The organism is Schinkia azotoformans LMG 9581, assembly GCF_000307855.1.
GTDB lineage: Bacteria > Bacillota > Bacilli > Bacillales > Bacillaceae_J > Schinkia > Schinkia azotoformans.
This window is the reverse complement of sequence record NZ_AJLR01000160.1, coordinates 1-10,174: the sequence shown is the minus strand read 5'-3', so window position 1 is coordinate 10,174 and position 10,174 is coordinate 1. Positions and strand designations below refer to the sequence as shown.

The 10,174-nt window shown below is 37.5% G+C and carries 11 protein-coding genes; 5 read left to right on the top strand and 6 right to left on the bottom strand.

Going from position 1 to position 10,174, the window contains the following annotated elements:
• Positions 1-124 precede the first annotated feature (124 nt).
• The gene (locus BAZO_RS20840) at positions 125-847 is read left to right on the top strand and encodes a tRNA (adenine(22)-N(1))-methyltransferase (protein ID WP_003333483.1); all 723 of its coding nucleotides are present in this window, start codon (positions 125-127) and stop codon (positions 845-847) included.
• Positions 834-1,952 (top strand): Nif3-like dinuclear metal center hexameric protein, encoded by a 1,119-nt coding sequence (locus tag BAZO_RS20835; RefSeq protein WP_003333482.1) that lies wholly within the window; start codon positions 834-836, stop codon positions 1,950-1,952. The genes BAZO_RS20840 and BAZO_RS20835 overlap by 14 nt, the downstream gene beginning before the upstream one ends.
• A gap of 256 nt (positions 1,953-2,208) precedes the next feature.
• Here the strand turns inward: BAZO_RS20835 and BAZO_RS20830 are convergent, their stop codons facing one another.
• Together BAZO_RS20830 and vrrA are read right to left on the bottom strand one after the other, a co-directional pair.
• Complete coding sequence (locus BAZO_RS20830; RefSeq protein WP_003333480.1) at positions 2,209-3,153, bottom strand: 4-hydroxy-3-methylbut-2-enyl diphosphate reductase; 945 nt, start codon at positions 3,151-3,153, stop codon at positions 2,209-2,211.
• A 61-nt stretch (positions 3,154-3,214) separates the two neighbouring features.
• A complete protein-coding gene (vrrA, locus tag BAZO_RS21385; RefSeq protein WP_003333479.1) occupies positions 3,215-3,892 on the bottom strand; it encodes a VrrA/YqfQ family protein in 678 nt (225 codons plus the stop codon).
• A gap of 185 nt (positions 3,893-4,077) precedes the next feature.
• On the opposite strand from vrrA, the gene BAZO_RS20820 reads away from it, so the two are divergent.
• Positions 4,078-5,397, top strand: a complete 1,320-nt coding sequence (locus tag BAZO_RS20820) for a DEAD/DEAH box helicase (RefSeq protein WP_003333478.1) — start codon at positions 4,078-4,080, stop codon at positions 5,395-5,397.
• A gap of 18 nt (positions 5,398-5,415) precedes the next feature.
• Entirely contained in the window at positions 5,416-6,309 is an 894-nt protein-coding gene (locus BAZO_RS20815; RefSeq protein WP_003333477.1) for a deoxyribonuclease IV, read from the top strand.
• 38 nt (positions 6,310-6,347) lie between these two features.
• On the opposite strand, the gene BAZO_RS20810 is transcribed toward BAZO_RS20815, so the two are convergent.
• Positions 6,348-6,608: a DUF2624 family protein gene (locus BAZO_RS20810; RefSeq protein WP_003333476.1), complete on the bottom strand. Its 261-nt coding sequence runs from the start codon at positions 6,606-6,608 to the stop codon at positions 6,348-6,350.
• A 260-nt stretch (positions 6,609-6,868) separates the two neighbouring features.
• On the opposite strand from BAZO_RS20810, the gene BAZO_RS20805 reads away from it, so the two are divergent.
• Positions 6,869-7,255 carry a DUF4190 domain-containing protein gene (locus BAZO_RS20805; protein ID WP_039957883.1) on the top strand — a complete coding sequence of 129 codons (387 nt, stop codon included), beginning with the start codon at positions 6,869-6,871 and terminating at the stop codon, positions 7,253-7,255.
• A gap of 88 nt (positions 7,256-7,343) precedes the next feature.
• On the opposite strand, the gene ispG is transcribed toward BAZO_RS20805, so the two are convergent.
• The 3 genes from ispG to BAZO_RS20790 all read right to left on the bottom strand — a co-directional run bounded on the left by ispG (position 7,344) and on the right by BAZO_RS20790 (position 9,963).
• Complete coding sequence (ispG, locus tag BAZO_RS20800) at positions 7,344-8,432, bottom strand: flavodoxin-dependent (E)-4-hydroxy-3-methylbut-2-enyl-diphosphate synthase (RefSeq protein ID WP_003333474.1); 1,089 nt, start codon at positions 8,430-8,432, stop codon at positions 7,344-7,346.
• Positions 8,433-8,521: 89 nt separating this feature from the next.
• The gene (locus tag BAZO_RS20795) at positions 8,522-8,929 is read right to left on the bottom strand and encodes a hypothetical protein (protein WP_003333473.1); all 408 of its coding nucleotides are present in this window, start codon (positions 8,927-8,929) and stop codon (positions 8,522-8,524) included.
• 233 nt (positions 8,930-9,162) lie between these two features.
• Entirely contained in the window at positions 9,163-9,963 is an 801-nt protein-coding gene (locus BAZO_RS20790) for a DUF1189 domain-containing protein (RefSeq protein ID WP_003333472.1), read from the bottom strand.
• Positions 9,964-10,174 lie beyond the last annotated feature (211 nt).

Below are 10,174 nucleotides of genomic sequence, written 5' to 3'. Positions count from 1 at the left end.
ATTCAAGTTTCCTTTATCTCGAGACCGAAGACCCTCCAATTTGTACGGTGATGAGCAAGGCGCTTGCGCTTTTCTAATTTATGATATGATTTAGGAAAATATTGAAAGGTTTTTGGTGATTATTGTGAACGAACTAGCGTTATCGGATAGACTAAGAGCAGTTGCTCTTGAAATCCCCATCGGTTCAAAAATAGCTGACATTGGCTCAGATCACGCCTATCTTCCTTGTTTTGCAGCGCTTCAGGGTCTAATTAGTTATGCCGTTGCAGGTGAAGTAAATGAGGGACCTTTTCAATCAGCTAAAAATCAGGTCGAAAAATTAAATTTGAATGACCGTATAAAGGTTAGAAAAGGAAATGGCTTAGAAGTAATTGAAAAAGATGAGATAAATGTTATCACTATCGCTGGTATGGGTGGTCCCTTAATCAGTGAAATTTTAGAAGCGGGTAAAGACAAATTAAATGGAAAAGAACGCCTGATTTTACAGCCGAATATTGGAGCAAAAAGCATTAGGCTTTGGCTTATAGAAAATGGCTGGGAGTTAATAAAGGAGCATATTTTAGAAGAAGATCAGAAGATCTATGAAATATTAGTTGCTGAAAAAGGTAACCCGCACGCACCCTATAGTAACGAGGAGAGGGAGGCTGACTTATTGCTTGGTCCATTTTTAAAGAAAGAAAAAAATGAAGCATTCCAGAAAAAGTGGAAGCATGAGCTTTTAAAATGGAAAAAGATTATCAGGCAAATCGATCAAAAAGCTCAAAACGAAGATACCGTCGAAAAAAGAAAAGATCTAATGAATAAGATACAAATGGTTGAGGAGGTATTGAACGATGAGATTTCCTAACGGACAGGAAGTCATTCAAGTATTTGAAAAACTGGCACCAAAATCATTGGCAATGGATGGTGACAAAATTGGATTACAAATAGGAACCTTGCAAAAGCCAATCAAAAAAATTATGATCACACTTGATGTACTAGAGGATGTTGTTGATGAAGCCATAGTTAAGCAAGTGGATTTAATCATAGCTCATCACCCTGTGATCTACAATCCATTAAAAACAGTGATTACCGATAATCCTTCTGGGCGGATAGTTGGAAAGTGCTTAAAAAATGATATTACGGTTTATGCCGCCCATACTAATCTAGATGTTGCAATTGGCGGTGTAAATGATCTTTTAACTGTAGCCCTTGAGCTTGAAGATACAGAAGTATTAGTTCCGACATTTGAGGATAGTTTAAAAAAGTTGGCAGTCTATGTACCGGAAGATCATGCTGAAAAAATGAGAAACGTCTTAGGTAGTGCCGGGGCGGGATATATTGGCAACTATAGTCATTGCACATTTAATTCAGCGGGTACAGGTACTTTTCTGCCCAATGATGGGGCAAATCCATTTATTGGTGAGCAAGGAAAGCTGGAGCATGTAGCGGAGGTGAAAATTGAAACTATTTTTCCGGGATCAATTCAAAATAAAGTCATTAACGCTATGTTAAAGGCTCACCCATATGAGGAGCCTGCTTATGATATTTATCCGTTAGAAAACAAAGGACCAACACTTGGGTTGGGTCGTATCGGGGTGCTGAAAAAAGAAATGACATTAAAGGAATTTGCAGAACATGTTAAATCTTCCTTGGATGTTTCCGGCGTGCGAGTAGTTGGTGATCTGGGTTCAATCGTTCGAAAGGTCGCAGTTTTAGGCGGAGATGGCGGCAAGTTTTGGCCCAAGGCTAAATTTAAAGGAGCCGATGTTTTTGTAACTGGTGATATATATTATCATGTTGCCCATGATGCCATGATGGAAGGGCTTAATATGGTTGATCCAGGGCATAATGTTGAGAAGGTCATGAAGCAAGGAGTGCAAAAGTATCTACAATCATTTATAACTGAAAAGAAATATGACACTACAGTCATTACATCACAGGTCCATACTGATCCGTTTCAATTTATGTAAAAAAACAAAGTTTGTGCGTAAATAAAACAGGCTGAATATCGCTCCTAATAACTGATTGGACAAACAAAATTTCGAATAAAATCTAAAGTCTCTAGGCTAACACGAATGAACATCTGGGTATTTCGGGAAGTGAGACTACATTCGTGTTTTAACGCCTAGAGACTTTGGTTTGCAAGTATTCATGATTATGAACGTTGTCCAATCAAGTTCCGTCGCAATATCCAGCCCGTTTTATTAATTTCAAAGAAATGCGTTCTTATCGTTTAATCTTTGGTAAAATTTTATCAACTGTTACTCTACGTTCAACGTTCCATGTAGATTCGTCATTAGGGTCAAATTGCTCTAAAAACGCAATAACCTCTTTAGTAATTGGTGTCGGTGTTGAAGCACCAGCAGTAACAGCAACCTTATTAATATTTTTTAACCAATTAACATCGATTTCTGTAACATCTGCAACTCGATAGGCGGTGGTACCTGCTATCTCTTCTGATACTTGAGCTAATCGGTTTGAGTTATTGCTTCTTGGGTCCCCAACAACGATCGTAAGATCCGCATCATGCGCTTGTTCTGCAACTGCTTCTTGGCGCATTTGGGTAGCCATACAGATCTCATTATGAATCTCGGCATGTGGATACTTCTCTTTTACCTTTTTCATAACATCGGCAACATCCCATTGACTCATAGTTGTTTGATTTGTAACGACAATCTTGTCACAGTCAATTTCAAGCTTTTCAATATCATCCTCGTTTTCAATCAAATGTACGATATCAGGAGCAACACCAACGGCGCCCTCTGGTTCTGGGTGTCCTTTTTTACCGATATATATGACTTGGTATCCTTTATCTTTTGAACTGCGAATCAGGTCGTGTGTTCTAGTAACATCAGGGCAAGTAGCATCCAGTACAGTTAAGCCACGGTCTCTGGCAATTTGGATGACTTCCGGAGAAGTACCATGTGCGGTGAAGATAACGGTTCCTTCCGTTATTTCATCTAGAAGTTCTTTACGAGTTTTCCCTTTTATATCTAAAGTTTTAATATCTTCTTTCTCAAACGCTTCTGTAACATGTTGATTATGAACAATCATTCCTAATATATAAATAGGTCTTGGTAAACTTTTATCAAGAGCAGCATTTTGGGCAATTACCATCGCGTCAACTACGCCATGACAATAACCTCTTGGTGCGATTTTTAAGACTTCCATCCTTGACCCCTCCTCCCGTTACAATTATATGATAGAAGAGGAGGAATTACAAAGGAAACTCCTAGATATACAGCTTTGGTTTTGAGAGTTTAACTTTTTCAACCGGTTCCACCTTAATGTTGTCGAAATCGGGTACTTCTTTCTCTATTATTGCTTGCGATCTTTTTTTATTTCCTGTCGAACCTTCATTAACAAAATCTTCTGCAGTAGTACCATCTTCTGCAATAGGACTATCTTCTGTAGAAGTACTATCTTCTGTTTCAGTTGACTCATCGGAGTTATTTAGTGCTCTCATCATTTTGAACATGGCAGGCATGTTCTTAATAAAAGGTCCATATTGTTGGATCATTGGTCCAACTTGTTGGGCCAGCCCCATAACCCTCTGTACGTTATTTAACATTCCAGAAATTCCACCTGAAGAAAAATTTCCCATGAGTCCTGATAAACCTGAACCACCACCATTCATAAGCTGTCCGCCAATTCCAGGGTTAAAACCCTGGCCCAATCCACCTGGGAAACCACCGCCTCTAAGGAACGTGCCACCACCTGGGAAGGCGCCACCGCCAGGAAAGCCCCCGAAATTAGCTGGTGCATTTCCTTTTCCTAAAAGCCTTGATAGTAAGCCGCCAAGTCCCCTTGATTGCTGCATTCCCTGCTGCATCTGCTGCATTGGAAATCGTGAGATTGGTGGCATCATGGGGCGTTGCATTGGAAAATTGCCTGGTCGAAAAGGGTGCATTTTATTCCTCCTTTCATAGTTAAACCGCAATATATGTCTCATTGTTAAAATATGCTGTTTTTTGACCAAGGTGTTAGTCATATGAAAGAATGGGTGTTTACCTAATAGAGTTAGTTAGCTATTTTTTGCAGTTTATTTTATACTAGTAAGACGACATGAAATTTATAGAATTTAGGAGATATACAATGGAAAATTCATTTAAAAGGTTTGATTTAAAACCGTTCCTTTTAGAGGCTCTAAAAAGTATTGGCTTCCAAGAACCAACTGAAATTCAAGAAAGAATAATACCGACAATTAAAAAAGGGGACAGTGCAATCGGGCAATCGCAAACAGGAACGGGAAAAACACATGCATATTTACTGCCAGTAGTCGATAGTATTAACCCGAAAAAAGAACAGGTTCAAGCGGTGATTACAGCCCCGACAAGAGAGTTGGCTACGCAAATTTATGAGGAACTAAACAAACTTACCAAATTCTGTTCTGAAGAAGAAATTATTACATCGAAACTATTTATTGGTGGTACGGACAAGCTGCGTACGATTGAAAAATTAAAGACTCAGCCACATATTGTTGTGGGGACACCAGGCCGTATTAACGATCTTGTAAAGGAACAAGCCCTATTTGTTCACACAACAAATAGGCTTGTTGTCGATGAGGCAGATCTCATGCTGGATATGGGTTTTATTAATGATGTAGACCAAATTGCCGGGAAAATGGGGCAAGATTTACAAATACTCGTTTTTTCAGCCACGATTCCCGAAAAGCTAAAACCATTTTTAAAAAAGTATTTAGAAAATCCAACATTCACACATGTGGCCCCAAAACAAATTGCCGCTGAAAAAATAGAACATTTATTAATTCCGTTGCGTCATCGAAATAAACTGGATGTCATTTATGAAATAGCTAATCAATTTAATCCTTATTTAGCCCTTATTTTTACAAATACAAAAAAAATGGCAGATGAGGTGGCAGATGGTTTAATCGAAAAAGGCCTAAAGGTTGGACGCATCCATGGTGATTTAACCCCTAGAGAGCGGAAAAAAATGATGAAGCAAATTAAGGACTTGGAGTATCAATATATTGTGGCTACGGATTTAGCCGCAAGGGGTATAGATATCGAGGGTGTAAGTCATGTTATTAATTATGAGTTGCCTTCAGATTTAGATTTCTACATTCATCGTGTTGGGCGAACAGCAAGAGCCGGCTATTCTGGCATAGCAGCTTCTATTTATGAATTAAGGGACCAGGATGCTCTAAACAGGCTCGAGAAAATGGGCATTGAGTTTAAGCATGTGGATTTACGCGATCACGAATGGGTCGATTTAGGCGCTAGGGATAAAAGAAAAGAAAGAAAAAATAACGCTCCACAGGCCGAACCGGAAAAGCTTGCTCATAAAACAATAAGAAAACCTAAAACAGTAAAGCCAGGCTATAAAAAGAAAAGACAGCAGGAAATTGAAAAATTTATTAAGAAAGAAAAAAGAAAAATTCGTAATAAAAAATAAAGGGAGAAGAATTGAATTATGTTAAAAATAGGTTCACATGTTTCAATGAATGGGAAAAAGATGCTTTTAGGAGCTAGTGAGGAAGCCGTTTCCTATGGAGCAAATACGTTTATGGTGTATACAGGTGCACCACAAAATACACGAAGAAAGCCGATAGAAGAATTAAACATAGAAGCAGGCCTTGCACACATGAAACAAAATGGGATTGAAGAAATTGTTGTTCATGCACCGTACATTATCAACATTGGTAATACTGAAAACCCTGCAACATTTGAGCTTGGAGTGAGATTTCTTCGATCAGAAATTGAGCGTACAGCAGCCATTGGGGCAAAACAAATTGTCTTACATCCGGGAGCACATGTAGGTGCGGGCGCTGAAAAAGGAATTCAAAAGATTATTGAAGGTCTAAATGAAGTGTTGACGAAAGAGCAAACTGTTCAAATCGCCCTTGAGACAATGGCAGGAAAAGGCTCTGAATGTGGACGTTCCTTTGAAGAACTTGCCGAAATTATTGAAGGTGTTACACATAATGAGAAGCTGTCTGTATGCTTCGACACATGTCATACACATGATGCAGGGTATGACATTGTCCATGACTTTGATGGAGTATTAGAAGAATTTGATCGGATCGTCGGTATTGATCGAATGAAAGTACTTCATATTAATGATAGCAAAAATGAACGAGGGGCGCGTAAGGACCGGCATGAAAACATCGGATTTGGGAAAATTGGCTTTGATGCCTTAAATTATGTCATCCATCACCCACAGCTTGAACAAATCCCTAAAATCCTGGAAACTCCGTACGTTGGAGAAGATAAAAAGAACCAAAAACCACCATATCGCTTTGAAATCGCGATGTTAAAGGAACAGACATTTGATCAGAGCTTATTAGAAAAAATTATGAATCAATAAATAATAAAGAAGAGGCTGGATATAAAACAGCCTCTTCTTTACTTTTTAAATTGTCTTAAAAGTTCATTTGCTTTTTTAGCTAAATTTACATTGACCTCTTTACCGATTTTTTTAATGATATTGCGATGCTGTTCATCGTTATCAATACTAATGTTTTTTTCTGCTTTAAGGATAGTAATGATTTTGGCCGCTTCTGCTTGGGATAAATTAATATTATAATTTTTGGCATGCTTTAATAATTCATCGACAGTGATCGTTTTTAATTTTTGATTAATAAACTGCTGAACAAATGGATTCATTTTGAACTTCCCCACCTTTGATTGTGCCATTAATAACATAGTATGAATTAACAACTAAGGTGTTCTAGCCATTATTGATAAAGATTGACATTAATGATTCGGCCATAATCGGACCATACTATTAATGCTCCTCAATTAATGAAAGTGAGGGATCCAAGGTGGCAGAACAAAACTTTAGTGAAAAAAATAAGAATAATAAGGCTTCAATAGACGATTCCCAAGGGATATCGTATGAGAATTATGAGAACAACTTTGCAGATATCACACAAGCTGAAAAAAATAACTCTGAGGATTATGACTTAAGGGACCGAAACGACTGGGCAACAACAGATGCGGATTTTTCTGAAGAAACGGCGGCTGAGGTTGCACCTGGTTTAGGTTATTTAGGAAGGGCCGATGATACGGACAGACCGCGTACCTTTGATAGACCAACGGAGGAGGGAACTGGCGGAAGAGTAATGGGGGCAATTGCTTTAGCATTGTCAATATTATCCCTATTCTATTCCCCAGTACTATTTGGTGCTGCAGGGATCATCGTTGGATTTATTGCACGCCGAAGAGGAGCAAATGGATTAGGTAATTGGGCGATGGGGATTGGTGTTGTATCGTTAATCATCGGATTATTTATTGCACCATTCTTTTATTAAATAATTATCATTAAAAGACATGAAAAAGGAGCTACCAATTTGGGTAAGCTCCTTCTTCATAAATTGTCTAGCGCTTCTGCTTTTCTTATCAATTTTGTTTTTGGAAGTGCTCTTCGGCTAATTGATCGACTTCCTTCTTTAATTCCTCAATAAGTTTGTCTTCCGGTACTTTACGAATAATTTCTCCGTGGCGGAATAATAATCCTTCACCACGTGCACCGGCAATACCAATATCAGCCTCACGTGCTTCACCCGGCCCGTTAACCGCACATCCAAGCACTGCTACTTTTATTGGTGCCTTGATTTTTGAAATATATTCTTCAATTTCATTCGCAATACTGATTAAATCAATTTCGATCCGGCCACAAGTTGGGCAGGAAATAAGCGTCGCTGCATTGGCAGCCAGGCCAAATGTTTTAAGAAGTTCTCTTGCTACCTTTACTTCCTCTACAGGATCAGCACTTAGGGAAATTCGAATTGTGTTTCCGATTCCTTTGCTTAAAATGGCACCCAAGCCAGCTGCACTTTTTACAGTACCCGCAAAAAGTGTTCCAGATTCGGTAATACCTAAATGCAAAGGATAATCAAAGGCTTTTGCTGCTTTTTCATAGGCCTCAATGGCAAGATTTACATCAGATGCTTTTAGTGACACGATAATGTTGTGAAAATCAAGGTCTTCAAGAATTTTAATATGGTGTAGTGCACTTTCAACCATACCATCTGCTGTAGGATAGCCGTATTTATCCAAAATTCGTTTTTCTAAAGAACCGGCATTAACACCGATACGGATCGGTACGCCTTTTTCCTTAGCAGCTTTAACGACAGCTTCCACTTTTTCACGTTTGCCAATATTACCGGGATTGATTCTGATTTTATCTGCGCCGCCTTCAATTGCTTTTAAAGCTAGGCGATAATCAAAGTGTATGTCTACGACAAGTGGGATATTTATTCGTTTTTTTATTTCAGCAATTGCGTTTGCTGCTTTCTCGTCTGGGCAGGCAACACGAACAATTTGACAGCCGGCCTCTTCCAATCGATTTATTTGTGCAACCGTTGCATCAACATCGTGTGTTTTGGTTGTAGTCATACTTTGAATAACAACTTCATTATTACCGCCAATCGTTAAATTACCAACTTTAATTGGGCGGGTTTTTGTACGATGTGTTATTTCACTCATGCGAAAAACGCTCCTTCATAATGGTATACCCATCTATTGTATCAATGTATTCAAAAAAATGACAACTTTTTTATTGATGGAGAGGAGCATTATTCTTTATCTGTATAAACTGGAAATTTATAAACCTTTCCAATTTGGATCATTTCCGGTTCTGTCTTAGGATTTAATAGCTGAAAGTCAGTTATTAACTGTGAAATGGAAACGGGTAGTGGTCCGTCTTGAATTTGTTCAACGATGGATAGTACAGTTTGTCCGGCAGCTACTTTTACCTCTTGGTAATATAACTCTTCTTCTTTTCCAGTGTTAACACTCTTTTGTTCCTGTTCGTTCGCTTTTTCTACTGTTAATTCTTTTGCTGTTGCGTTTTCACTTTGTTTACTTTCTTTATTTTGTAGTAAAACGATGGAGGTTGGTTTACTTAAGACACCGGCACTTAAATCATAATAGATTACATAGGTAATAAACAAAACAAGCAAAGTAAGAAGTAATTTTCTCATAATATTCACCGTCTTAATCGTTTTACTACACTTTATGCTTGTCTTTTGAAAATATGATAGTTTTATACGGAAATTTTCGGTGAATCTAGTAATTTTATTGATTCTTTTACCTTTATATCTTTTACAGCGATCTGCTTCCCTTTTTTCTTTTTCCGATTTGTCAATATGGTTGCTCCTTTTTAAAAGTAGAATATGTTTGATATGTTATATAATTTTGGCAAAAAAAGAGCTACCTATTCAGGCAGCTGTTCTTCATTACTTGGGGCTTTTGCTTTCGGGATTTCTTTAATAATTAAATATAAAACAATGATCGCGGTTGCCCAGTATAGTAAAAATGCAAAAGGGATCGTAATTTTTAACGCATCGGTAATGGCAAAAAAGAGAGTTGGTATTGTTACCGCATAGGCAGATAGAATCCATAGATTTTGGTAGCGGAGCTTTCTGTTCATTTGTTTTGCAACCATTATTCCGATTAAAGCTAGGAACGAGACGCCAATAAATTTTAGACTAGACTGGAATAAATAAATGAATATAAATAAAATTGGGAGAATGACTAAAACAATCGAATCCAACTTATCTGTAAAACCTACTACCGTATCTTTGTTTAATGTTATGTTTCCAAATGAAGAATAGGGCAGGCGCTGTGAATCTGTCTCATTTACCAGTATCGCTTCTTTCTTTAATAAACCAATTGCATTGGAATGTTTTGAAACATCGCTCGCAGATACCTCACCAGTTGTATCAAAAATAAAGGTAAAGCCGCTTTCGATGTCTTCCTTTATAATTGGAGATTTAATTTCCGATGTTAGGATGCCATTTTTAAGTTCAAAATTTGGTAGGTCATTGATGATCTTTGTATTTGTAATGGAGGCCCAATTAAGAAAGTCCATCCCAAGTGAAATACTTGTTATTAAAGTGGAAATGAACATTAATAGAAACACATAGCCAATTGTCTTACCTATTCCTTGAAATCGAAAGAGCGCAACATCTTTAGGAGAATAGATGCTTTTTCCTAATTGCTTAAATATATTCATTTTTATAGACACACTTCCCTTCATGGCATATCTTACCTATCTATTCAAAAAGATACAAGTAAAATAATTATTGAGTTTTGCTCTTTAAAATGTTATATTATTTTAGCAGTCGTTATTCATAGTTTCAAAAGTATTTTAAAAAGAGTTGACATAATTAAGATTGTTTGATATATTAAAAAATGTCGCTAAACAATATTCCACAGTAGCTCAG

Coding starts and splice junctions, on each gene's coding strand:
- BAZO_RS20835 (WP_003333482.1), top strand. CDS start 834: ATGAGATTTCCTAACGGACAGGAAGTCATTCAAGTATTTGAAAAACTG.
- BAZO_RS20810 (WP_003333476.1), bottom strand. CDS start 6,608: ATGAATCCATTTGTTCAGCAGTTTATTAATCAAAAATTAAAAACGATC.
- BAZO_RS20795 (WP_003333473.1), bottom strand. CDS start 8,929: ATGAGAAAATTACTTCTTACTTTGCTTGTTTTGTTTATTACCTATGTA.
- BAZO_RS20815 (WP_003333477.1), top strand. CDS start 5,416: ATGTTAAAAATAGGTTCACATGTTTCAATGAATGGGAAAAAGATGCTT.
- BAZO_RS20820 (WP_003333478.1), top strand. CDS start 4,078: ATGGAAAATTCATTTAAAAGGTTTGATTTAAAACCGTTCCTTTTAGAG.
- BAZO_RS20790 (WP_003333472.1), bottom strand. CDS start 9,963: ATGAATATATTTAAGCAATTAGGAAAAAGCATCTATTCTCCTAAAGAT.
- vrrA (WP_003333479.1), bottom strand. CDS start 3,892: ATGCACCCTTTTCGACCAGGCAATTTTCCAATGCAACGCCCCATGATG.
- BAZO_RS20830 (WP_003333480.1), bottom strand. CDS start 3,153: ATGGAAGTCTTAAAAATCGCACCAAGAGGTTATTGTCATGGCGTAGTT.
- ispG (WP_003333474.1), bottom strand. CDS start 8,432: ATGAGTGAAATAACACATCGTACAAAAACCCGCCCAATTAAAGTTGGT.